Source organism: Streptomyces sp. NPDC047117 (assembly GCF_040643545.1).
Taxonomy (GTDB): Bacteria; Actinomycetota; Actinomycetes; order Streptomycetales; family Streptomycetaceae; genus Streptomyces.
The window spans coordinates 181,878-203,929 of the sequence record NZ_JBEYUN010000015.1; the positions used below are offsets into that span (position 1 = coordinate 181,878).

Below are 22,052 nucleotides of genomic sequence, written 5' to 3' on the forward strand. Positions count from 1 at the left end.
GGTATGCATCGGCGGGCAGTGGGGTGATCCGCGCCGCACGACGGCCACCGCTCGCCCCTCCCCTTCGAAGGCCTCGGCTGGCAGGATTTCCGCCATGGTCCACAGCCTCCCCCTGCCCTGCGGACGCCGGGCACTGCAGACGGCGGTCGCTGCGGCGGCCCTCGCCGGGCTGCTGCTGTGGTTCCTGCTGCCGAGCGGACCGCCGCCCCCCGAGGGCCGGGTCACGCTGGCCACGGGGGTGCCGACCGGTGTGTACGCCCGGTACGGGGAGCTGCTCAAGAAGGACCTCGCGCACGACCTACCGGAGCTCGACGTCACGCTCACCCGGAGCGAGGGATCCGTCGACAACATCCGCAAGCTGGTCTCGGGGCGCGCCGAATTCACCATCGCGGCGGCCGACGCCGTCGCCACCTATCAGGTGCAGGGCGGGCGGGACGCGCACCGGCTGCGCGCCTGCGCGCGGCTGTACGACGACTACATGCAGCTGGTCGTGCCCAAGGGCTCCGAGGTGCGCTCGACGCGCGACCTGAAGGGACTGCGGGTCGGGGTCGGCGCCGACGGCTCCGGGGTGCAGCTGATCACCCGGCGGCTGATGCGCGCGGCGGGGCTGGACTTCGACCGGGACATCCACGCGGAGCGGGTCGGCATCGACACGATGCCGCAGCTGCTGGAGCACGGGAAGATCGACGCGTTCTTCTGGTCCGGCGGACTGCCGACCACCGCCGTGCAGCGGCTGGCCGAGCGCTTCCCCGTACGGCTGGTGCAGCTCGGCGACCTGGTCGAGCCGCTGCACGCACAGGGCCGGGGCAGCCGCTACTACCGGGCGGCGGTGATGCCGGCCGACGCGTACCCGGAGACCCAGGACGACCGGGCCGTGAAGACCATCGCGGTGGCGAACCTCCTGGTCACCACCGACCGCGAGGACGCGGACCTGACCAGGGCCGTGACCCGGACGGTGATAGACAGCCGGGACCGCATCGGACGCGAGGTGCACGACGCCCAGAAGGTCGACCTGCGCACCGCGGTCTTCACCGACCCGCTGCCGCTGCACACGGGCGCCCGGCGGTACTACGTCTCGGCCAAGCCCTGACGGGGCGCTGACGGCGCCCGGCGGGGCCGTCAGGGGGCCGCGGGCGCTTCCGGGTGCGGGCGGTCGCGCGGGACGGTGAGCGTGACGCACAGGCCGCGTGGGGCGTTCGGGGCGTAGGAGATCTCCCCGCCGCCCGCGGCGAGCATGGCGCGGGTGATCGACAGTCCCAGGCCCGATCCGGAGACGTTCTGGTGGCGGCCGCTGCGCCAGAAGCGGTCACCGATGCGCTCCAGCTCCTCGTCCGTCAGGCCGGGGCCGTGATCGACGACGGTGATCCGGACCCGCTCGCCCTCGGGAGCCGCGGCGACCGTGACCTCCTCCCCGGCCGGGGTGAACTTCAGGGCGTTGTCGACGACCGCGTCCAGCGCGCTGGAGAGCGCCACCGGGTCCGCCCAGCCCGTGACCGCGCCGTGCCCCTCGTACCGCAGGCTCACGCCCTTGTCGTCGGCGAGCGGGCGCCAGGCGTCGGCGCGCTCGGCGGCGAGCGCCGCGACGTCGGTGAGCTGCAGGTCGGCCGGGGTGTGCTCGGCCAGCGCCAGGTCCAGCAGGCCGTCCAGGACCCGGGCCAGCCGCTTGCCCTCCGTGCGGACGGAGGCGATCTCCTCATTGCCGTCGGGGAGTTCCAGCGCGAGCAGTTCGATGCGGAGGAGCAGGGCGGAGAGCGGATTGCGGAGCTGGTGGGAGGCGTCGGCCACGAAGGCGCGCTGCTGCTCCAGCACGTCCTCGACGTTGTCCGCCATCTCGTTGAACGACCGGGCGAGCCTGCGGAGTTCCGGCGGCCCGGTACCGGCGACGACCCGTGACGCCATCCGGCCGGTGGCGATGTCGTGGGTGGCCGCGTCCAGGATCCGTACCGGCCGCAGCACCCACCCCGTGAGCCGGAACGCCGCCCCCACGGCGACCAGCATGGCCAGCGACTCCCCCGCCGCCAGCCACAGCCAGCCGTGCAGGATCCGCGACCGCAGCTGCTCCGTGGGCGAGTCGGTGAAGACCACCGCGACCACGTCACCGTCCCTGATGACCGGCGAGGCGACCGGCAGCCGGCGGTCGTCCCAGGGCCACGCCTGGTGCGGGTCGTGGCTGCGCCGCCCGGCCAGCGCCTCCTCGAATGCCTGCCGCCCCTCCCCCGACAGCGGCACCCGCCAGTCGGCCGGCGCGGCAGCCATGGGGGTGCGGTCGCGGTAGAAGACACCGGCACGGATGTCGTACAGGTCGTGGTACCGCTGGAGCTCCGTACGGAGCGTGCTCAGCCGTTCGTCGTCGGCGGGCGCGCGGCCGTCGGCACCGGGCCGGGCGGTGACGAACTGCCCCAGTGAGGCGAAGCGCGCGGCGTCGTCGATCCGGTCCACCACCACCCGCTGCTGCTCGGCCGCCGCCTGGCTGCCCGCCAGCGGGAAGCCGAGCGCCAGCAGCACACCGGCCAGCAGGACGATGAGGAGCGGGAGGAGGCGGGTGCGCACGGGAGAGAGCGTCCGTCAGGGAGCCGGGGGCGCGGGAGCGGGCGCCACGAGCCGGTAGCCGACGCCGCGCACCGTCTCGATGAGCGCGGGCATCCGCAGCTTCGAACGGAGCGAGGCGACGTGCACTTCGAGGGTGCGCCCGGTCCCCTCCCAACTGGTGCGCCACACCTCACTGATGATCTGTTCCCTGCGGAACACCACCCCCGGACGCTGCGCGAGCAGCGCCAGAAGGTCGAACTCCTTGCGGGTCAGCGGAACGGTGCTGCCGTTCACCGCGACGCGTCTCGTGGCCGGCTCGATGGTGACGGCACCGATGCGCAGCAGGTCCTCGCCGGCCGCCTCCTCCGGGGCGTGCTCCCCGGGGCCGTGCACCGTGCGCCGGCTGACCGCGTGGATGCGGGCCAGCAGTTCTCCGGTGTCGTAGGGCTTGACCACGTAGTCGTCGGCGCCGAGGTTGAGGCCGTGGATCCGCGAGCGGACGTCGGAGCGCGCGGTGACCATGATCACCGGGGTGCTGGTGAGCTTCCGTATCCGGCCGCAGACCTCGAATCCGTCCTGGTCGGGCAGGCCCAGGTCGAGCAGGACGACCGCGAAGGCGTCCTCCGCGTCCGGTACGAGCGCGTGCAGCGCCTCTTCCCCGCTGCGCGCGTGCACCACCTCGAAGCCGTGCCGGGCGAGCACGGCGGACAGCGCCGCGGCGACATGGTTGTCGTCCTCCACCAGCAGCAGCCGCATCGGCTCTCCCCCTCTCGTCGGCTCGCGTCCCGGGCCATCAGGGCATCTACCGCGATCGACGGCGCACCCGTCAAGAGGCAGCCGAGCCGGTACGGCCATCTGTTACGCAGCCGGTACCGGGTCCGTACGCAAGGGAGCGTTGCGCTCCGCAAACCGGCCGCCGGGGGCGTCCACGCACCCCGCGCCCCGTTCACCCAGAGTGTCCCTTTGCAGCCGGATCGTTATGCTCAATTTCCGCTCAGATGTAATGACGCTGATCGCAGTGCGTCACTACTGTCCTCTCAACCGAGGAGGACGGAGCTACCCGCCGATGAGCGAAGTATCGGTGACCAAGGACCCCGGGGGCCCCGCCCCGGCGGCGGACGATCTGGTCGCGCTGGCAGGCGTCAACAAGCACTTCGGTGCGCTGCACGTACTCCAGGACATCGACCTGACGATCAAGCGCGGCGAGGTCGTCGTGGTGATCGGCCCGTCCGGGTCCGGCAAGTCGACGCTGTGCCGCACGATCAACCGACTGGAGACCGTCGACTCCGGAAGCATCACCATCGACGGGAAGCCGCTGCCCCAGGAGGGCCGGGAGCTGGCGCGGCTCCGTGCCGACGTCGGCATGGTCTTCCAGTCCTTCAACCTCTTCGCGCACAAGACGGTGCTGGAGAACGTCACGCTGGGCCAGCTGAAGGTCCGCAAGGCGGACAAGCGCGCGGCCGAGCAGAAGGCCCGCGCGCTGCTGGACCGCGTGGGCGTGGGCACGCAGGCGGACAAGTACCCCGCGCAGCTCTCCGGAGGCCAGCAGCAGCGCGTAGCGATCGCCCGTGCGCTGGCGATGGATCCGAAGGTGATGCTCTTCGACGAGCCGACCTCGGCCCTGGACCCGGAGATGATCAACGAGGTGCTGGAGGTCATGCAGCAGCTCGCCCGGGACGGCATGACGATGGTCGTCGTCACGCACGAGATGGGTTTCGCGCGCTCGGCGGCGAACCGCGTCGTCTTCATGGCGGACGGCCGGATCGTCGAGGAGGCCGAGCCGACGCAGTTCTTCAACAACCCGCGCAGCGACCGTGCCAAGGACTTCCTGTCCAAGATCCTGCATCACTGAGCCCGCAGTGGCCCCGATGACTGCCCACACCTGCTGAACCGAAGGAACTTCACCATGAGGATGCGTAAGACGGCCGCTGCGGCCACTGTGGTGCTCGCGCTGACCGCGACGGCGACGGCGTGCGGCGGCCAGTCCGGCACCGCCGGCGACAAGCCCAAGGGCGAGAAGGTCTTCAGCGGGACGTACAAGGTCGCCGAGAAGGTCAAGATCGACTCCCCGACGCTGAAGAAGGCCCAGCAGCGCGGCAAGATCATCATCGGCGCCAAGGCGGACCAGCCGTTCCTGGGCTTCCAGGACTCCGACGGCAAGCGCACGGGCTTCGACATCGAGATCGCCAAGATGGTCGCCGCCGACCTGGGCTTCTCCGCCAAGCAGATCGAGTTCAAGACGATCGACTCCAACGTCCGCGAGACCTCGATCTCCAAGGGCCAGGTCGACTACTACGTCGGCACCTACACGATCAACGACGAGCGCAAGAAGCAGGTCGGCTTCGCCGGCCCGTACTACACCGCGGGCGCCGACCTGCTGGTGCGCAAGGACGAGAAGGGCATCACCGGCGCGGACAGCGTCAAGGGCAAGAAGGTCTGCTCGATCGTCGGCTCCACGCCGCTCCAGGAGATCAAGAAGGCCAAGTACGGCGCCGAGACCACCGAGCTGTCCAAGTACTCGCTCTGCGTGAAGCAGCTGCTGGACGGCCAGGTGGACGCGGTCACCACGGACGACGCGATCCTCAAGGGCTACGCGGCGGAGCGTCCCACGAAGCTGAAGCTCGTGGGCAAGCCGTTCACCGAGGAGCCCTACGGCGTCGGCATGGCCAAGAGCGACAAGGCGCTGCGCGACGCGGTCACCGACGCCATCGAGGCGCACATCAAGAACGGTGACTACAAGAAGGCGTACGAAGGCACGCTGGGCAAGTCCGGCTCGCCGTACGAGGCGCCGAAGACGCCGCTGCCCCGCTACTGACCACGCCGCTCACCGCCGGCCCGAGCCGTCGCGCCCCGTACGCCCGCCGCGGCGGGCGTACGGGGCGCGCTGCCTCGTGAACGTCCCTGTACGGGGCCGGCGCCCCCGCCCGTCCGCCGCCACCTTCTCACCGCCACCGCGGAGACCCCATGAACGTACTCCTCGATCATCTCCCGCAGTTCCGCGACGGATTCCTGGGGACCCTCGCGCTGACCGCGGCCAGCGGGGCACTCGCTCTCGTCCTGGGCGTCCTCATCGCCGGCTGCCGGGTCTCTCCCGTACCGCCGCTGCGCGCCTTCGGCACCGCCTGGGTCACGCTGCTGCGCAACACGCCCCTGACGCTGCTGTTCCTCGTCGCGTTCTTCATCGTGCCGCAGGTCTTCTTCCCCGGCACGAGCCCGTTCGTGCTGGCGATGCTGGCACTCGGCTTCTACACCTCGTCGTTCGTCTGCGAGGCCGTACGGTCCGGCATCAACACCGTGCCGCTCGGTCAGGCGGAGGCCGCCCGCAGCATCGGGATGACCTTCTTCCAGACCCTGCGCATGATCGTTCTGCCGCAGGCCACGCGTACCGTGATCCCGCCGCTGAGCAGCATCTTCATCGCGCTCACCAAGAACTCCGCGATCGCCGGCGCGTTCAGCAACACCGAGCTGTTCAACGTCTCCAAGCTGCTGAGCGACAAGGGCTTCGCCATCGGCTGGATCTTCCTCTGGATCGCCCTGGCCTACCTGGTCATCACCTTCTCCATCAGCGGCCTCTTCCGGCTGCTGGAGCGGCGCCTGGAGGTGGCCCGATGAACGCGCTCAGCGAGCACACCCCCACGAACTGCCCGTCGCCCGAGCGCGCGGCCGAGCGAAACAAGGCGGAAGCATGAGCAGCAGCGTCCTCTACGACTCGCCGGGCCCGAAGGCCCGCGTACGCAACCGGGTCTACACGGTCCTCGGCACCCTCGCCGTGCTCGCGCTCATCGCCTTCGCCGTGCTGCGGCTGGCCGCTCAGGGCCAGTTCGCGCCGGAGATGTGGGAGATCTTCAACTACGCCGGGGTGCGCACCTCGATCCGTAACGGCGTCCTCACCACGCTCCAGGTCTTCGCGGTGGCCGCGGTGCTGTCGCTGGTGCTCGGCGTGCTGCTGGCCGTGGGCCGGCTCTCGGACCACAAGCCCGTGCGCTGGCTGGCCACCGGCTTCATCGAGCTGTTCCGCGCCGTCCCGCTGCTGATCACGATCTACGTGCTGTGGGTGCTCTTCCTCAGCTACAAGTCCGAGCTGGGCTTCACCGGCGAGGGCACGCAGTTCTGGGCGCTGGTCATCGGCCTGACCGTCTACAACGGCTCCGTGCAGGCGGAGGTGCTGCGCGCGGGCATCAACTCCGTGCCCAAGGGGCAGCGCGAGGCCGCGTACGCGATCGGCATGAGCAAGACGCAGGTCATGATGACCGTGCTCATCCCGCAGGCGGTCCGCGCGATGCTCCCGACGATCATCAGCCAGCTCGTGGTGACCCTGAAGGACACCTCCCTCGGCTACGTCATCACCTACCAGGAGCTGCTGTACGCGATCCAGCAGCTGGCCGGCAACACGGTCGTCAACGACGAGAACCCGTACGTGCCGATGATCATCGTCGGCGGTGCGATCTACGTCGCCATGTGTCTGCTGCTCTCCGCGCTCGCCAACTGGATCGAGCGCCGCGGCCGGCGCGCCAAGACCGGTATCGCAGTCTCCGAGGCGGGCCAGGCGGTGACGGCCGGCGACGCCATGGCTCCCATCGACGGGGCGACGACCCAGGGCCCGACGGACAGGACCGGCTGACCCGGCGCCCCCGGGCGGCGGCCTACTCCCCAAGGAGGGGCGTCAACTGACGGGGCGAAAGGTTGCGGAGGCAGTGGCACGGGTGCCGCTGCCTCTGTCACTTGACGCGGCCCGCCCGCACTAGGTTGCATACGCTGTGTGATCGCGCACCGGGCCTCAACTGCCATGTCCTCTACGTCCCGCAAGAGCCTCCGGCCGAGCCCCGGTCCGTTCAGCTCACTCCGCCCGGAGCGCGCTGCCACGGGGCGCCGGCGGACACCTACGGCGGGGCCTTCAGGGGCGTGCGTCGGGAGTGGGGCCGGTAGAGGCGGGGGCGGTACGGGCGGTGTGGTCTCCGTGGCTTGTCCGGCCGGGGCGGCAGGCGCGGCGGGCGCGTCCGGTGCAGCCGGTGCGGTCGTGGGTTTCGCTCCGCTTCGCTTCGGAGGAGCGTCGTGGACCCGGTGATCGTGGCCGGGGCCGGCCCCGTCGGCCTCTCCCTCGCCGTCGCGCTCGCGCGCCTCGGCGTCCCGTGCATCGTGCTGGACGAGACGGACGGCCGTGACGAGGTCCGGCCCGCCCGTACCGCCGTGCTCCGCCCCGACACCGCCGCGTTCCTGGCCCGGCTGGGCTGCGGCGAGACCCTGGGCTCCGAAGGCACCCGCTGGGCCGCCTGGCGCACGGTCCAGCGCCGTCGGCTGCTGGACCGGGTGGCCTTCGCGGCGACCGGCGCCCTGGCGGTCAGGACGGCGGACGTCGACGCCGCCGGTCACGGCGCGGAGCGCGGCAACGACGGCGCACACGCCCCCCTCTCACCCATACACGTACCTCAACACGCCCTCGCGCGCGCCCTCCGCACCGCGCTCGACCGCGAACCACTCGTACAGGTGGTCCCGGAGAGCCGCGTCATCGAGCTGACGCAGGACCGCGACGGGGTCGGCATCCACACCCGCGGCCCGAAGGGCACGTGGTGGCGGGGCAGTTACGTCGTCGGCTGCGACGGCCCGCGGTCGACCGTCCGCAAGCTCCTGGACATCCGCTTCCCCGGGCGCACCGCCGTCGAACGGCACGCCGTCGCCGCCCTGCGCACCGAACTCCCCTGGCCCGGCGAGGCCCTGCTGCACCGCGCGCCCCCGCGCCGCGGCGCCGCCGGCACGGGCCGGGCCGGGGTCCTCGGCGGAACAACCGGCGAGGTGACAGCGCGCCCCCTCCCGGACGGCGTCTGGCGGCTGGACTGGCTGCTGCCGCCCGGCCGCGACCTGGTCACCCCGGACGCCCTCGTGGCGCGCATCCGCGACACGCTGGCCGGCTGGACGGAGGCCGGTACCGGGCAGGGCGGTACGGCCGCCGAAGGGGACGGTCACGCCTTTCGGGGCGGCCCCGCCTTCGGGCAGGGCCCGGGCGACGCCGGGAACGGCTCGCTCGTCCCCGCGTACGAACTGCTCGACACCGGGGTCCACACGGTCCACCACCGGCTGGCACGGCGCTGGCGCTCCGGCCGCGCGTTCCTCGCCGGGGACGCCGCGCACCTGCTCGGCGCGCTGGGCACACAGGGGCTGGACGAGGGGCTGCGGGACGCCGAGAACCTCGCCTGGAAGCTCGGCATCGCCTGGCACCACGGCGCCTCCGACACACTCCTGGACAGCTACCAGACGGAGCGCAGGAGCGCCGTCGCCGCCCGGCTGCGCGCCGCGGACCAGGCGCTGCCGCTGCTGCGCGACGGCGGTGCGCGGGGACGGCTGCGGGGCGTGGTCACAGCGGCGGGACGCGGCCGGACGGCGCTGCTCACGGACGGCCACCTCGGACGTGGGCCGCTGGGCGCCGCTCCGGTGTACGACCGGTCGCCGCTCGCGCCGGCCGTCGCTCCGCCCGGCGCGGTCCGCGTGGACACCGTGCCGGGCGCCCCGGCCGCCGATGTGACGGTGACGGCATCCGACGGCTCGGCCGTACGGCTGCGGGAGCGCCTGGGGCACGGCCTGCTGGTCGTCCTCGTCGCGCCGGGCACGGGGGTCTGGGACCGCAAGCACTGGATGTCGGCCGGGCTCATGCCACGCTTGGCCGACGCGGTCGCGGCGCTGCCGCTGCCCGCGGAGATCCTGGTCGCCGAGCACTACCCGGGCGCGGCCGCCCACACCGTCCTCCTGATCCGCCCCGACGGCCACCTCGTCACCGCCCTGGCCGGTGTCCGCCCCGCCGAACTCCAGGCGTGCGCGGAAAGGCTGTGCGGCGGTGGCGCGGACGACGCAGCCGGTGCGGAGCGGGAGACGAATACGGATCCGGATGCGGAAACGGATATAGCTACGGAGCTCATCGAGGAGAGCCGTGGTGGGGAGAGGGGCGGGGCCCCGGGGGCGGGAGCCGGGGGTGCCGGGTAGGCGGGGTCCCGGCTGGGTGAGGTGCCGGTTGGGCGGCTGTGGCGCACGGCTGATGCCTGCCGCCGATGGCCGGGATCTCGGTTGACCGGGCGGCACCGCCATGCTTCACTACGGAGCGTGACAGACACCGGCTCGCACTTCTGGCGGAGGGTCCATCTGGACCTGGTCCGCTACGCGGGCTGCGTATGTCGTCCGTCCTGCTGACCGGCTCCTGACCCGGACTCAGGTCACCGATCCCCTTCCTCTCCGCGCGGCGCACGTGCTCATGAGCACGCGTGCCCGGCGCCGCCATACGTACGTGGCCATACGAGCGTGGGGCCGCATGAGCGTGGCTCTACGTACGTGGCCTCACGCGTACGCGCAGGCCGGCGCCGAGGGCCGTCGAGCTGGCCGGCCGGCTCGATCCGGCCGTACCGAGCGATCCGGCCGCCCGGGCCGCCGCTGCCCGTTGCCGGGCCGTACGCCGCGCGCTCCCTCGTGATCATTCAGGACGGTTCCCATGACCGACGCACCCGCCGCCACCACCGCCGTACGCATCCCCACGCCCCCGCACCCCGCCGACAACTTCGGCCCCACCGCCGCCGAACTGCTCGACTTCGTCCGCCGGACCGCCGCGGACACGCAGCTCATCACCTCGCTGCCCCTCGACCCCGAGGGCCGTACCTGGATCCGGCTGGACGGGCCGGGCGGCAGCGAAGCGTGGATCATCGGCTGGCCGCCCGGCACGGGTACGGGCTGGCACGACCACGGCGGTTCGCGGGGCGCGTTCGCCGCCGCCGCGGGCGAACTGACCGAGCAGTCCCTCGCCGCTCAACTCCCCACCGAGGGCTGGAAGACGCTGGAGCTCGCCGACGACGTGGACCGGGAGCGGCGGCTCGCCGACGGCCGCGGCCGGGCCTTCGGTCCGCACCATGTGCACCAGGTGTTCAACGCCTCGGCCGCCACGCACGCCGTTTCCGTGCACGCCTACTACCCGCCGCTGCCCCTCATGCGACGCTACAGCCGCAGCGGCCCCGTACTGCGACTCGAAGAGGTCGAGCGTCCGGAGGGATGGGAATGAGCGCGATCGACGAGCTTCTGGCACAGGCCCGTACGGAGCTGAAGCGGGTGGAGCCGGACGAGGCGGCGGCCGTCCAGCGGGACGGCGGGCTGCTGGTGGACATCCGTTACGCGGCGCTGCGCGAGCGGGACGGCACGATCCCGGGCGCGCTGATCGTGGAGCGCAACGAACTGGAGTGGCGGCTCGACCCGACCGGCGATCACCGCGCGCCCGAAGCCACGGGGCACGACCTCCGGGTCGTCGTGGTCTGCAACGAGGGCTACGCGTCCAGCCTCGCCGCCGTCTCCCTCCGCCGGCTCGGCCTGCCGCACGCCACCGACCTCACCGGCGGCTTCCAGGCCTGGCGGGCCGCCGGCCTGCCGGTGACCGCGCCTCCCGAAGAACCCGTCTGACCGTCCTGGCAGGGGCCCGCGCGGGGGAGCTTCCCCCTCCCCCGCCGGTCAGTCCCCCATGTACGTGTCGAGGAAGTCCGGGTCGTCCGTGCCCTCCGCTTCGAGGGCGTCGCGGACGACGCGGAGGGCCAGGCCCTCCGGGTAGCCCTTGCGGGCGAGCATGCCCGCGAGGCGACGGAGCCGCTTCTCCCGGTCCAGGCCTCGTGTGGAACGGAGCTTGCGGTCGACCAGTTCCCGGGCGGTCTGCTCCTCCTGTTCCGGGTCGAGCTGTCCGACGGCCTCGTCGATCAGCGTGGACTCCACGCCCTTCGTCCGCAGCTCCCGGGCCAGCGCGCGGCGGGCCAGGCCACGGCTGTGGTGCCGGGACTCCACCCACGCCCCGGCGAAGGCCGCGTCGTTGATCAGTCCGGCCTCCTCGAAGCGGGAGAGGACCTCTTCGGCCGCCTCGTCGGGGATGCCGCGCTTCTGCAGCGCGTCCGCGAGCTGCTTCTTCGTGCGGGGGTTTCCGGTGAGCAGGCGCAGGCATATGGCCCGTGCCTGCTCCTCGGGTGTGCGCGGTGGCCCGTCCCCGGCCCTCGACGAGGCCGGGCCACCGCTGTCCGTGCTGCCGCCATCGGCGACGGGCGCGGCGTCGTGTTCGCCGCTGTCGGGCCAGTGCGTTCGGCGGGTCACGGCGGACTAGCTCTTGGCCGCTGCGGCCTTGGTTGCCTTGGCGCCCTTGGCCGCGGGGGCCGGAACGGTCTTGGCGGGCTCGGCCGCCTCGCCGGCCGCGTCCGCGCCCGGCTCCGCCGTCGGGTCCTCGGGCTTCACGCCGATGCCGAGCTTCTCCTTGATCTTCTTCTCGACCTCGTTGGCGAGGTCGGGGTTGTCCTTGAGGAAGTTACGGGCGTTCTCCTTGCCCTGGCCGAGCTGGTCGCCCTCGTACGTGTACCAGGCGCCGGACTTCCGGATGAAGCCGTGCTCCACACCCATGTCGATCAGGCCGCCCTCACGGCTGATGCCCTGGCCGTAGAGGATGTCGAACTCCGCCTGCTTGAAGGGCGGAGCGACCTTGTTCTTCACGACCTTGCAGCGGGTGCGGTTGCCGACCGCGTCCGTGCCGTCCTTGAGGGTCTCGATACGGCGGATGTCGATGCGCACCGAGGCGTAGAACTTGAGGGCGCGGCCACCGGTCGTGGTCTCCGGCGAGCCGAACATCACGCCGATCTTCTCGCGGAGCTGGTTAATGAAGATCGCGGTGGTCTTGGACTGGTTCAGCGCGCTGGTGATCTTCCGCAGCGCCTGGCTCATCAGCCGGGCCTGGAGGCCGACGTGCGAGTCGCCCATCTCGCCCTCGATCTCGGCCCGCGGCACCAGGGCGGCCACGGAGTCGATCACGATGAGGTCCAGCGCACCGGAGCGGACCAGCATGTCCGTGATCTCCAGGGCCTGCTCGCCGTTGTCCGGCTGGGAGAGGATCAGCGCGTCGGTGTCGACACCGAGCTTCTTGGCGTACTCGGGGTCGAGGGCGTGCTCGGCGTCCACGAAGGCCACCTGGCCGCCGGCCTTCTGCGCGTTGGCGACGGCGTGCAGCGTCAGGGTCGTCTTACCGGAGGACTCCGGGCCGTACACCTCGACCACGCGGCCGCGCGGGATGCCGCCGACGCCCAGCGCCACGTCGAGCGCGGTCGACCCGGTCGGGATGACCTCGATGGGATCGTTCGGCCGGTCACCCATGCGCATCACTGCGCCCTTGCCGAATTGTCGTTCAATCTGTGCGAGCGCGGCGTCGAGCGCCTTCTCGCGGTCAGTGCCTGCCATGGGTTCCACCCGGTTCGCTTGAGTCGATCGCTTCACGTCCATGACGCTAACGCCTGCCACTGACAATGCGCCCGGACCCGGCCTCGGCCTGTGGATAACTTCCAGGGAACCCCGGAAAATCGGGGCCGTGGCTCTCATAAGAATGGATGTTCGATTTTAGTGTCAAGCGCGCCACGCCGCGCCCCGGCCCCGCGAGAAACCGGCCACTGCCCACGGCTCAGCTGCCGTCGCGCCCGTCCTCCGCATGGCTGCCACCGCCCTCCCGGCGCTCCTCGCCCTCTTCCTCCCGCTTCTCGGCGCGCCGGCGTTCCTTCAGCGGGGCCGCCGCCTGCTCGGAGCGGAGGGTCTGGCGCATCTTGGCCAGGAGCGAGGCGCCCCGTCTGCGACGGCCGCGCCCCAGGACCCGCGGGTCGTCCGTGACCTCGTACCGCTTGACGTACGCGCCGAGGAAGCCCTGCAGCGTCGCGGTCGCCGGGATGGCGATCAGCGCGCCGACCGCCCCCAGCAGCGCGGTGCCGGCGATGACCGAGCCGAAGGCGACCGCCGGGTGGATGTCCACGGTCCGCGCGGTGATCCGCGGCTGCAGGAGGTAGTTCTCCAGCTGCTGGTAGACGACCACGAAGCCGAGCACCCAGACCGCGTACCAGGGGTTCACCGTGAAGGCGATCAGCATCGGCAGCGCGCCCGCGAGGTAGGTGCCGATCGTCGGGATGAACTGCGAGACCAGGCCGACCCACATGGCCAGCGCCGGCGCGTACGGCACGCCCAGGATCTCCAGCAGGACGTAGTGCGCGATGCCGGAGATCAAGGCCATCAGGCCGCGGGAGTACAGGTAGCCGCCGGTCTTGGCGACCGCGAGCTCCCAGGCGCGCAGCACCTCGGCCTGCCGGGTGGGCGGCAGTACGGAACACAGCGCGCGGCGGAGCCGGGGGCCGTCCGCCGCGAAGTAGAACGAGAACAGTGCCACCGTGAGCAGGTTGAACAGCGAGCCCAGGACGGTCGCGGAGACGGCGAGGACGTTGTTGGCACTGTCCTGGACGTACTTCTGCAGCCAGTCGGACTTCAGCAGGTTGTTCTGCACCTCGACGCGCGAGAGGTGGGTGTGGAACGTCTCGTTCGCCCAGCTGATCACGGAGTCGAGGTACTGCGGGAACTCCCCGACCATCGTGGCGATCTGCCCGGCCAGCATGGAGCCGAGCAGGGTCACGAAGCCCACGCCGACGATCAGGATGGCGAGGAAGACCAGCCCCGTGGCCACTCCCCGCCGCATGCCGCGCGCCGCCATCCAGTCCACCGCCGGCTCGACGGCCAGCGCCAGGAAGAACGCGATGAGGACGTTCAGCAGCAGCGAGATCAGCTGGTGGAACGCCCAGCTCGCCAGTTGGAAACAGGCCAGCAGGGCGAGTGCCAGCACCATCGCGCGCGGCAGCCAGCGTGGCATCCGCGTGGCGTGCGGATCGTTCGGTCGTCGGTCGTCGGGGCCGGTGGGCTTCGGAGTCGCGGACACGGGTCAAGTCTCGCGCACGGGTCGGACATCGCGGACTCGGCCCGCGTCGCCCGGTGGGTCGGCGGGGCGCGGAACCGGCGGACGTGGGCGGGTTCGGAGCCGCCGGGCGTGGGGTGGGGTCAGCGGTGCTCCGCCGGCACGCCCATGACCGAGCACACCACGCGCCAGACCTCCTTGGCGCTCCAGCCCGCGGCGAGCGCCTCGTGGACGGTCCGGCCGCCCAGTTCGGACATCACGTGATCGCGCGCGAAGGTGTCGGCGTACGCCGCACCGAAGTGATCTGTCATCCGCTGCCAGAAGTCCGTCAACCGCATGACACCAGTATCCCGCCCCTGAGGGTGCAGCCGTGCGCGAGCCGCTGACCGGCCGCGGGTTCCGTCCTACCGTCGGTCCATGGCCGAAACCGCAAGCCCACCGACGACTCCTCTGGCGCGCGCCGAGCACTTCATCTGGCTCACCGCGCGGGTCCTGGAACAGCGCCTCTTCGAGTACCACTTCCTCGGCGGCAGTGCGGACGCCGTGGAGACCGCACTGACCGCCTACCGCAATGACGACGACGGATACGGTCACGCCCTGGAGCCGGACCTGCGCGGCCCGGTGAGCCAGCCCCTGCACACGTCGCACGCGCTCGGTGTGCTGGACGCCATCGGGCGCTGCGACGGCCGCCGGGTGGAGCAGATCTGCCGCTATCTGACGCACATCTCGACGCCCGAGGGCGCGCTGCCCGCGCTGCACCCCTCGTTGCGCGGCTATCCCGCGGCACCGTGGGTTCCGATCCCGGACAACCCGCCGAGCGATCTGCTGGCGACCGGTCCCGTCGTGGGACTGCTGCACCGGAACGAGGTGTGGCACGCCTGGCTGTTCCGGGCCACGGACTACTGCTGGCGGGCGGTGGAGGCGCTGGAGAAGACGCATCCGTACGGTGCCGAGGCCGCGCTGGCCTTCCTGGCGGGCGTACCGGACCGGGAGCGCGCGGCTGCCGCTGCCGAGCGGCTGGGCCGGCTGGTGCGGGAGCAGGGCCTGGTCGTCGTGGAGCCGGAGCGGGCGCAGGAGGTCCCCGTGGCGGAGGGGTACGGACCCGGCGAACACCATTTCGCGTACGACTACGCCCCCACGCCGACGTCCCCGGCGCGCGGCTGGTTCACGGACGCCGAGATGGACCGGGCGCTGGACCACCTCGCGTCGCTCCAGGAGGAGGACGGCGGCTGGCCGATCAACTGGCGCTCGTGGGCGCCGGGCATCGCGCTGGAGTGCCGTCCGATGGCGACGCTCAAGGCGCTGCTGACGCTGCGCGCCTACGGACGGGACATCGGCTGACCCGGCTCGGCGCGCGGCGGGCCGGCGCGCGTCACCCCCGAGGGCGGCCGGGGAGCGCTGTCCTTGAGGAGCAGCGCGCACAGCGCCAGGGTGGTGCCGCGTGGTGAGGCCAGGTCGATGCCGGTGAGTTCGGCGATCCGGGCGAGGCGGTTGTCGACGGTGTTCGGGTGCAGTCCGAGTGCCTGCGCGGTCGCGCGGCGGTCCTGGCGCGTCTCCAGGTGGGTGCGCAGGGTCTCGGCCAGTTCGGGACGGCCGTCGAGCGGGTCGAGAAGGGCGGCGATCATCGGGCTGCTCTCGTCGTGGCGCGTGAGGTGGAATTCGAGCAGGACGTCGGCGAGCCGGTGCAGTTCCGGGGGCCGCCCGGCGGCGTGCGCGATGCGGATGACTTCGGAGGCGGTACGGGCGGCGTGCGGGATGCCCTCGAGGCTCTCGGCCCGTGCGGCGGCGCAGCGCACGGGCCCGTCGCACACTGCGTTCAGCCGCCGGGCGAGTCCGTCGGGGGGCTCGGGTGCTCCGGGGACGAGCGCGTGGCCGCCGGTGACGTCCAGGGAGGTGAGGACGTCGGTGCCGAAAGCGCGGTCCAGGGCCGTCTGGAGGCGCCGCAGCCGACGCCGGACGGCGACCGGTGCGGTGGCGGGCCCGTCGGCCGACGGCAGGCGCAGCGCGAGGACCGTGGCGGGCCCGGCCAGGCCCAGGTCGTCCAGTGCGGTGCGGTCAGCGGGCGGCGCGCCGTCGATCAGCGCGCGGGCCAGTGAGCGGCGTTCCTCGCGCCGTTCGGCGTCCAGGGCAGCGCGTTCGTCGAGGTAGGTCTCCGCGACCGCGCCGATGACGCTGCTCTGGTTGCGGAGGAGGAAGTCGGCGAGTTCGGCGAGGGCGGCCTCCTCGCCGGGGCCGGCCTCCTCGTGCAGCGTCCGCCACAGGGCGTACGTGCCCAGCGCGTGGGTGCGGAGCAGCAGGTGCAGGGGCAGCCCTTCTTCGGCGCGCTGGGCGGCGCGCTCCCTGAAGAGCGCGTGGTCCCCGTGGCGGCCGTCCTGGCCGCGCGCCCGCCGCATGAAGAGGCGCAGCCCGTGCCGCGCGGTGGCGGCGATCTCGACGTCCTTCATGTCGTCGGGGAGCTCGGCGTATCCGGGGATGTCCGCGAAGACGTCACCGGTCATCTCGCGGGCCAGTTCGTTGACGCGTGTCTCGCAGCGCAGGGCCAGGCGGCGGGCGGCTTCGGAGAGCGGCACTCGTGCCTCCTTCTCGGGGCGCGGACCCGCGCCGTACGGGGGCGGCGAGGGTTGTGACGCGTCACAGTACCGGCCGTCGGCGGGTGTGACGGCGGCGGATGTCCCCTGGTCCGCGGGCGGCTCAGACTCGGTGCACCGGCCGGAGAAGGCCGCAGCGCACCGGTGGGCATCCGATCCTTTCGTAGGGAGCCGCTTTCTATGACGCAGCACAACCTCGACGACTACCTCGCCTACGTGGACCGCGTCTGGGAGGGCGAGGAGACCCTCCTCGCCCATCTTTCGGGGCGGTACACGGGTGACGCCCTCGTGCGCATCGGCGAGCGGACCGGGTTCTTCCCGGCGTTCGCCAATGTGGCGGTGTTCGACACCGGATCGGACGGGCTGGTGCTGGTGGACTCGGGGGACGTCCGCACGGCCGGACAGCTGCACACGGCGGTGACCGCGTTCGGCACACCCGAGGACGGCACGCCGCGCAAGGAGGTGCGGGGCGTCGTGTACACCCATGGGCACGTGGACCATGTCTTCGGGGTCGCGCCGTTCGACGAGGACGCGCGGGCGCGGGGTGTCGCCGTTCCCGAGGTCGTCGCCCACGAGGCGGTCGCGGCGCGCTTCGACCGTTATCGGGAGACAGCGGGCTACAACTCCTGGATCAACCGGCGGCAGTTCGGGGTACCGTCGCTCAACTGGCCGACCCGGTACCGCTACCCGGACACCACCTACCGGGACCGGCTCACGCTCCGCCACGGGGAGCTGACCTTCGAGCTCTTCCATGCGCGCGGCGAGACGGACGACGCCACCTACGTGTGGATCCCGGAGCTGCGGACGCTGTGCACGGGCGATCTGTTCATCTGGAACTCGCCGAACGCCGGGAACCCCCAGAAGGTGCAGCGCTACCCCGAGGACTGGGCGCGGGCCCTGCGCGCCATGGCGGAACTGGGGGCCGAGGTGCTGCTCCCCGGGCACGGCGTGCCCGTCATCGGGGCGTCGCGCGTCGCGCAAGCCCTCGGGGACAGCGCCGAGCTGCTGGAGTCGCTGTGCACCCAGACGCGGGACCTGATGAACGCGGGGCTGCGCCTGGACGAGGTGCTGCACCGGGTGAAGGTGCCGGCCGAGCTGCTGGCCAAGCCCTACCTCCACCCCGCTTACGACGAGCCCGAGTTCGTGGTCCGCAATCTGTGGCGGCTGTGGGGCGGCTGGTACGACCAGAACCCGGCGCATCTGAAGCCGGCGCCCGAAGGGGAGCTGGCCGCGGAGCTGGCGGAGGCGGCGGGCGGTGCCGTGGTGCTGGCGCGGCGGGCGGCGGATCTGCTGGGCCGCGGAGAACTGCGGCTCGCCGCCCATCTGGCGGAGACGGCGGCGCTCGCGGCGCCGGAGGACCGCGAGGTGGCCCGGGTCCGCGCCGAGGTGTACGCGAAGCGGGCCGCCGCCGAGTCGTCCACGATGGCGCAGGGCGTCTTCCGGTGGGCCGCGGCGGAGTCGGCGGCGGTGGCCGGGGGGACGGACCTCACCACGGAGCTGACGCGCAGCGAGGGAGGCCGTCGGCGGGCCGCCGGCGGCATCGCGGTCGGTGTCGTTGCGGGCGGGGACGAGGACGGCTGTTCGTGCGGCACGGCGGACGGGGGCGGGGCCGCGACGGGGCGGCTTCGGTGACGTCCGCCGCCGGGGCCGCACCGGCCGTCGCCCCGGGCGCGGCCGCCGTCGTACGGGGACAGGCCTGGCGTACGACCTGGCTGCTGCTGGCCTTCATGCTGGTGAACTTCGCCGACAAGACGGTGATGGGCCTGGCCGCGAACCCGGTGATGCGCGATCTGGGGCTGACGCGCGAGCAGTTCGGTACGGCGTCGTCGGCGTTCTTCGCGCTGTTCAGCCTGGCGGCGCTGGCGGGGTCGTTCCTCACCCGTACGGTGCGCACCTCCGTACTGCTGCTGGGCATGGCGCTCCTGTGGTCGGCGGCGCAGCTCCCCATGCTGGTCGGCGCGGCCGGCTTCGGGGTGCTGGTGGCGACGCGCGTCCTGTTGGGCGCGGCGGAGGGCCCGGCTTCTCCGGTGGCGCTGCACCACCTGTACGGCTGGTTCGAGCAGAAGGACCGCACGCTGCCGACGGCGGTGCTGCTGGCGGGGGCGGCGGCCGGGGTGGCGATCGCGGCGCCCACGCTGGGCGTGGTGATCGACCACTGGGGCTGGCGCTGGGCCTTCGGGGTGGTCGGCATCGTCGGACTGGTCTGGGCGGCGGTCTGGCTCCGGTACGGCGCGGAGGGTCCGCTTGCCCCCGCGGTGGGCAGGCGGCGCGCTCCGGAGGGCGCGGCGGCCGCACGGCAGGCGGCGCCCGTGCCGTACCGGCGGCTGCTGCTGTCGGGGACCTGGCTGGCGGCCGCGCTGGGCTCGTTCGCCGCGTACTGGACGCTGTCGGCGGGACTGACCTGGTCGGCGGACTACTTCCAGGAGGTGGGCGGTCTCTCGCTGCGCGGCGCGAGCCTGCTGATCATGCTGTCGGCGCTGACCAAGGGTGCCGCGATGCTGGTCCACGGGGTGCTCGTGCAGCGGTCGGTCAAGCGGGCGGCGGCCGGGCTGCCACCCCGCCTCCGCTGGCCCTCAGGGGTGAAGACCGGGCTGGTGATGATCGTGGCGGGCGTGGCCACCGTGTGCTTCGCGGCGACGGACGTGCTGTGGCTGAAGATCGTTCTGCTGCTGGGGCCGCTGTCCGTCACGGACATCGTCCTCACGGTCGCCGCGACCGCGGTATCCCGGATCTCCCCCGCCGACCGGCGCGGTGTCACGCTGGGGGCGCTGACCGGCGTGTTCGCCCTGGCGGGGGTGCTCGCGCCGCTCGTCATGGGGCACATCGTCGACGCGGGCGCGACCGTGGCCTCCGGGTACTTCGGCGCGTACGGGCTGATGGCCGGCCTGGTGACGGTGGCCGGGGCGGCGGTCATGCTCTTCCTGCGCCCGGAGCGGGACGCCCGGCGGCTGGGCACGGAGGGGGCGGACGGCGGACCGGGCTCGCACCCGTAAGCACACGGCGGCGGGGCTGCCCCGAGGGGCCGCGCGCCCCGCCGCCCCTCGGGGCAGCCACCGAGTACCCGTAAGCCGTGCGCCCGCCGCCCTTCGGGTCACCCCCCGAGCGCCCGCACCCCCGCCGTGACCACCACCGCGACGGCGACCACGAGAAGGAACGGTGCGCGCAGCACGAGGGCGAGGGCCGCCGCGCCGACGCCGGCCACCTTGGCGTCCAGCAGGAGGTGGCTGCCGTCACTGAGGGTCTGCTGCGCGGTGAGGGCCGCCAGCAGGGCCACGGGCAGCAGCGCGGCCAGCCGCTTGACGAGCGGCCGCTCCAGGAGGCCGGCGGGCACCAGCAGGCCCGCGTACTTGAGCAGATAGCAGCCGACGGCGGTGGCGGCGATCGCGATCCAGGTGTTCACCGGCTCTCCTCCTCGGCGCCGGACGTCTTACGGGAGCGGGCGCCCTGGGCCAGCAGCACGGCGGGCGCGGCCAGTGCGGAGACCAGGACCGGCACCCCGGCGGGCAGTACCGGCAGGGTGACCAGCATGAGGACGACGGCGAGCCCGGCAGCGGCGCGCTCCACGGTCGTCCTGAGCATGGGGGCCAGCAGCGCCAGGAAGACGGCCGGCCCGGCCGCGTCCAGGCCCCAGGCGGCGGTGTCACCGAGCGCCTCGGCGCCGAGCGCGCCGGCCAGCGTCGTGAGGTTCCACAGGACGTAGAGCGTCAGGCCCGTGACGGTGAAGCCGAGGCGGGCGCTGTGCCGGTCGGGCTGGGCGAGCGTGACGGCGGAGGTCTCGTCGATGACCCAGTGGGCGGCGAACGGCTTGGCCAGTGCGCGGTAACCGAGCAGCCCGGACAGCCGCAGCCCGTAGAACGCGTTGCGGGCGCCCAGGAAGAACGCGCCGGCCGCGGCGGCGAACGGGTTGCCGCCCGCCCCGAGGGCGCCGACGAGTGCGAACTGCGAGGCACCGGTGAACACGAGCAGGCTGAGCAGGCAGCTCTGCAGCACGCTCAGGCCCGCGCCGGCCGAGGTGACCCCGAAGGCGAAGCCGGAGAGGCCGACGGCGACGCCGACGCCGAGCGCGTCCCTGATGACGGCGGCATCGGACTTGCCCGGCGCCGCGTCCGAGGGGGCGCGGTGCGGGTCCGGTATCTCTTGAGGTGCGGTCTGTTCGATCTGTTCAGGCACATCGCCACGCTAAGCAGGGCCGCCCCGGCAGTCTTGTACGTTCTTGCGGCCCTCTCCCGGCCCCCTCCCGATGGCCGGGAGTTCGAGGGCGCCCTGAGGGCCGGCGGCGCGTTCCCGCCGGTACGCGCCGGGCGGCACCCCGACGATCCTGGTGAAGTGCCGGTTCAGGTGCGGCTGGTCCGCGAAGCCGACCGTGACGGCGGCCTCGGCGGGCGTGCTGCCGGTCTCCAGGAGCCGCCGGGCCCGGCGTACCCGGAGATCGGTCAGCCAGGTGTGCGGCGGCATCCCGTACGCGTCCTTGAAGGCGCGCAGCAGCGCGAACGGGCTCGTTCCCAGCTGCGTGGCGAGCTCCTCCAGGGACGGTGGCTCGGCCAGCCGCTCCTGGAGGATGTCGCGGGCGCGCGCGGCCCGCAGGGCTCCGGCCGAGCGCGGCGTACGGGCCGGGAGGGAGCCGCCGTGCGCGCGCAGCAGCCGGGCCACGACGATGCGCAGCACGCTGTCGGCGGCCAGCGCGTCGCCCTCCTCCGCCGCGCGGTGCACCTCGTGGATGAGGCGGGCGGTGTGCGGGTCGGTCACGGCGGTCGCCGCGAATCCGGGGGTGCCGCGGAGCGTGGTGGTCTCTGCGGCGATCCCGGCGACGAGCTCTGCGGAGGGGTAGAGCGTGGAGTACGTCCAGCCCTCGTCGACGCCGGCCCGCGCGGTGTGCGGCACCTCCGGGTTGATCATGACGACGCTGCCGTGGCCGGCCCGTACCGTTCCCTCGGGCAGGCCCACCTCCTCGATGCCGCCGCTGACCGCGGCCAGCACGAACCCGTCGTGGCTGTGGCGGGGGAAGGTGTGGCGGACGTACCGGGCGCGCAGCAGGTCGAGGCCGGGCAGCCCGGCATGCTGCCAGTGCCGCGCCCACTCGCCGGACGCGCGCCCGCCGGTGCCCCCGCTCACCCGGCCCGCCGCCGGGCCGCCGCCGATGCTCCCCATGCACCCATTCTGCGTCCGGCGCGCCGTCGCTGACCTGGGCGTCCACCGTCCGGACCGCTCGTCGGCGGACCGTTGTCAGT

At 72.8% G+C, this 22,052-nt stretch carries 22 protein-coding genes; 12 read left to right on the top strand and 10 right to left on the bottom strand.

The window, feature by feature from the left end:
• Positions 1-94 precede the first annotated feature (94 nt).
• A complete protein-coding gene (locus ABZ840_RS27055; protein WP_361563070.1) occupies positions 95-1,090 on the top strand; it encodes a TAXI family TRAP transporter solute-binding subunit in 996 nt (331 codons plus the stop codon).
• 29 nt (positions 1,091-1,119) lie between these two features.
• Here ABZ840_RS27055 and ABZ840_RS27060 read toward each other — a convergent pair whose 3' ends face one another.
• Positions 1,120-2,550 carry a HAMP domain-containing sensor histidine kinase gene (locus ABZ840_RS27060; protein WP_361563072.1) on the bottom strand — a complete coding sequence of 477 codons (1,431 nt, stop codon included), beginning with the start codon at positions 2,548-2,550 and terminating at the stop codon, positions 1,120-1,122.
• Between the two features lie 15 nt (positions 2,551-2,565).
• Positions 2,566-3,285 carry a response regulator transcription factor gene (locus ABZ840_RS27065; protein WP_361563074.1) on the bottom strand — a complete coding sequence of 240 codons (720 nt, stop codon included), beginning with the start codon at positions 3,283-3,285 and terminating at the stop codon, positions 2,566-2,568.
• A gap of 310 nt (positions 3,286-3,595) precedes the next feature.
• Between ABZ840_RS27065 and ABZ840_RS27070 the strand changes: the two genes are divergently transcribed.
• The 8 genes from ABZ840_RS27070 (at position 3,596) to ABZ840_RS27105 (ending at position 10,953) form a co-directional block, all read left to right on the top strand.
• Complete coding sequence (locus tag ABZ840_RS27070; protein WP_361563076.1) at positions 3,596-4,381, top strand: amino acid ABC transporter ATP-binding protein; 786 nt, start codon at positions 3,596-3,598, stop codon at positions 4,379-4,381.
• Between the two features lie 54 nt (positions 4,382-4,435).
• Positions 4,436-5,344, top strand: coding sequence for a glutamate ABC transporter substrate-binding protein (locus ABZ840_RS27075; RefSeq protein ID WP_361563078.1), 909 nt, complete (start codon positions 4,436-4,438; stop codon positions 5,342-5,344).
• Positions 5,345-5,493: 149 nt separating this feature from the next.
• Positions 5,494-6,141 carry an amino acid ABC transporter permease gene (locus ABZ840_RS27080; protein ID WP_361563079.1) on the top strand — a complete coding sequence of 216 codons (648 nt, stop codon included), beginning with the start codon at positions 5,494-5,496 and terminating at the stop codon, positions 6,139-6,141.
• Between the two features lie 73 nt (positions 6,142-6,214).
• Positions 6,215-7,150, top strand: a complete 936-nt coding sequence (locus tag ABZ840_RS27085; protein ID WP_361563081.1) for an amino acid ABC transporter permease — start codon at positions 6,215-6,217, stop codon at positions 7,148-7,150.
• A gap of 431 nt (positions 7,151-7,581) precedes the next feature.
• The gene (locus ABZ840_RS27090; protein WP_361563083.1) at positions 7,582-9,501 is read left to right on the top strand and encodes an FAD-dependent monooxygenase; all 1,920 of its coding nucleotides are present in this window, start codon (positions 7,582-7,584) and stop codon (positions 9,499-9,501) included.
• 117 nt (positions 9,502-9,618) lie between these two features.
• On the top strand, positions 9,619-9,705 hold the full coding sequence (locus ABZ840_RS27095) for a putative leader peptide (RefSeq protein WP_324605607.1): 87 nt from the start codon (positions 9,619-9,621) through the stop codon (positions 9,703-9,705).
• A 295-nt stretch (positions 9,706-10,000) separates the two neighbouring features.
• On the top strand, positions 10,001-10,561 hold the full coding sequence (locus ABZ840_RS27100) for a cysteine dioxygenase (RefSeq protein ID WP_361563085.1): 561 nt from the start codon (positions 10,001-10,003) through the stop codon (positions 10,559-10,561).
• Complete coding sequence (locus ABZ840_RS27105; protein ID WP_361563086.1) at positions 10,558-10,953, top strand: rhodanese-like domain-containing protein; 396 nt, start codon at positions 10,558-10,560, stop codon at positions 10,951-10,953. The genes ABZ840_RS27100 and ABZ840_RS27105 overlap by 4 nt, the downstream gene beginning before the upstream one ends.
• A 48-nt stretch (positions 10,954-11,001) precedes the next feature.
• On the opposite strand, the gene recX is transcribed toward ABZ840_RS27105, so the two are convergent.
• The 4 genes from recX to ABZ840_RS27125 all read right to left on the bottom strand — a co-directional run bounded on the left by recX (position 11,002) and on the right by ABZ840_RS27125 (position 14,574).
• The gene (gene recX / locus ABZ840_RS27110) at positions 11,002-11,625 is read right to left on the bottom strand and encodes a recombination regulator RecX (protein ID WP_361563088.1); all 624 of its coding nucleotides are present in this window, start codon (positions 11,623-11,625) and stop codon (positions 11,002-11,004) included.
• A gap of 6 nt (positions 11,626-11,631) precedes the next feature.
• Positions 11,632-12,753, bottom strand: coding sequence for a recombinase RecA (recA, locus tag ABZ840_RS27115; protein ID WP_361563090.1), 1,122 nt, complete (start codon positions 12,751-12,753; stop codon positions 11,632-11,634).
• A gap of 217 nt (positions 12,754-12,970) precedes the next feature.
• Positions 12,971-14,194, bottom strand: a complete 1,224-nt coding sequence (locus ABZ840_RS27120) for an AI-2E family transporter (RefSeq protein WP_361563153.1) — start codon at positions 14,192-14,194, stop codon at positions 12,971-12,973.
• 185 nt (positions 14,195-14,379) lie between these two features.
• Positions 14,380-14,574 (bottom strand): DUF3046 domain-containing protein, encoded by a 195-nt coding sequence (locus tag ABZ840_RS27125; RefSeq protein ID WP_361563092.1) that lies wholly within the window; start codon positions 14,572-14,574, stop codon positions 14,380-14,382.
• A 79-nt stretch (positions 14,575-14,653) separates the two neighbouring features.
• Between ABZ840_RS27125 and ABZ840_RS27130 the strand changes: the two genes are divergently transcribed.
• Positions 14,654-15,577, top strand: coding sequence for a hypothetical protein (locus ABZ840_RS27130; RefSeq protein ID WP_361563094.1), 924 nt, complete (start codon positions 14,654-14,656; stop codon positions 15,575-15,577).
• On the opposite strand, the gene ABZ840_RS27135 is transcribed toward ABZ840_RS27130, so the two are convergent.
• Positions 15,556-16,806 carry a helix-turn-helix domain-containing protein gene (locus ABZ840_RS27135; RefSeq protein ID WP_361563095.1) on the bottom strand — a complete coding sequence of 417 codons (1,251 nt, stop codon included), beginning with the start codon at positions 16,804-16,806 and terminating at the stop codon, positions 15,556-15,558. The two genes, ABZ840_RS27130 and ABZ840_RS27135, sit on opposite strands and share 22 nt — an antisense overlap.
• Positions 16,807-17,004: 198 nt before the next feature.
• Here ABZ840_RS27135 and ABZ840_RS27140 point away from each other — a divergent pair, with 198 nt between their 5' ends.
• Together ABZ840_RS27140 and ABZ840_RS27145 are read left to right on the top strand one after the other, a co-directional pair.
• A complete protein-coding gene (locus ABZ840_RS27140; RefSeq protein ID WP_361563097.1) occupies positions 17,005-18,456 on the top strand; it encodes an alkyl sulfatase dimerization domain-containing protein in 1,452 nt (483 codons plus the stop codon).
• Complete coding sequence (locus tag ABZ840_RS27145) at positions 18,453-19,817, top strand: MFS transporter (RefSeq protein WP_361563099.1); 1,365 nt, start codon at positions 18,453-18,455, stop codon at positions 19,815-19,817. The genes ABZ840_RS27140 and ABZ840_RS27145 overlap by 4 nt, the downstream gene beginning before the upstream one ends.
• A gap of 98 nt (positions 19,818-19,915) precedes the next feature.
• Here the strand turns inward: ABZ840_RS27145 and ABZ840_RS27150 are convergent, their stop codons facing one another.
• From ABZ840_RS27150 to ABZ840_RS27160, 3 genes are read right to left on the bottom strand one after another with little or no spacing between them, the layout of a single operon-like run.
• On the bottom strand, positions 19,916-20,224 hold the full coding sequence (locus ABZ840_RS27150; RefSeq protein WP_361563101.1) for an AzlD domain-containing protein: 309 nt from the start codon (positions 20,222-20,224) through the stop codon (positions 19,916-19,918).
• Positions 20,221-20,958, bottom strand: coding sequence for an AzlC family ABC transporter permease (locus ABZ840_RS27155; RefSeq protein ID WP_361563155.1), 738 nt, complete (start codon positions 20,956-20,958; stop codon positions 20,221-20,223). The genes ABZ840_RS27150 and ABZ840_RS27155 overlap by 4 nt, the downstream gene beginning before the upstream one ends.
• Before the next feature lie 45 nt (positions 20,959-21,003).
• Entirely contained in the window at positions 21,004-21,972 is a 969-nt protein-coding gene (locus ABZ840_RS27160) for an AraC family transcriptional regulator (protein ID WP_361563103.1), read from the bottom strand.
• Positions 21,973-22,052: the final 80 nt, after the last annotated feature.

Coding starts and splice junctions, on each gene's coding strand:
- ABZ840_RS27075 (WP_361563078.1), top strand. CDS start 4,436: ATGAGGATGCGTAAGACGGCCGCTGCGGCCACTGTGGTGCTCGCGCTG.
- ABZ840_RS27065 (WP_361563074.1), bottom strand. CDS start 3,285: ATGCGGCTGCTGCTGGTGGAGGACGACAACCATGTCGCCGCGGCGCTG.
- ABZ840_RS27055 (WP_361563070.1), top strand. CDS start 95: ATGGTCCACAGCCTCCCCCTGCCCTGCGGACGCCGGGCACTGCAGACG.
- ABZ840_RS27125 (WP_361563092.1), bottom strand. CDS start 14,574: ATGCGGTTGACGGACTTCTGGCAGCGGATGACAGATCACTTCGGTGCG.
- ABZ840_RS27140 (WP_361563097.1), top strand. CDS start 17,005: ATGACGCAGCACAACCTCGACGACTACCTCGCCTACGTGGACCGCGTC.
- ABZ840_RS27120 (WP_361563153.1), bottom strand. CDS start 14,194: ATGCCACGCTGGCTGCCGCGCGCGATGGTGCTGGCACTCGCCCTGCTG.
- ABZ840_RS27105 (WP_361563086.1), top strand. CDS start 10,558: ATGAGCGCGATCGACGAGCTTCTGGCACAGGCCCGTACGGAGCTGAAG.
- ABZ840_RS27130 (WP_361563094.1), top strand. CDS start 14,654: ATGGCCGAAACCGCAAGCCCACCGACGACTCCTCTGGCGCGCGCCGAG.
- ABZ840_RS27160 (WP_361563103.1), bottom strand. CDS start 21,972: ATGGGGAGCATCGGCGGCGGCCCGGCGGCGGGCCGGGTGAGCGGGGGC.
- ABZ840_RS27080 (WP_361563079.1), top strand. CDS start 5,494: ATGAACGTACTCCTCGATCATCTCCCGCAGTTCCGCGACGGATTCCTG.
- ABZ840_RS27100 (WP_361563085.1), top strand. CDS start 10,001: ATGACCGACGCACCCGCCGCCACCACCGCCGTACGCATCCCCACGCCC.
- ABZ840_RS27085 (WP_361563081.1), top strand. CDS start 6,215: ATGAGCAGCAGCGTCCTCTACGACTCGCCGGGCCCGAAGGCCCGCGTA.
- recA (WP_361563090.1), bottom strand. CDS start 12,753: ATGGCAGGCACTGACCGCGAGAAGGCGCTCGACGCCGCGCTCGCACAG.
- ABZ840_RS27070 (WP_361563076.1), top strand. CDS start 3,596: ATGAGCGAAGTATCGGTGACCAAGGACCCCGGGGGCCCCGCCCCGGCG.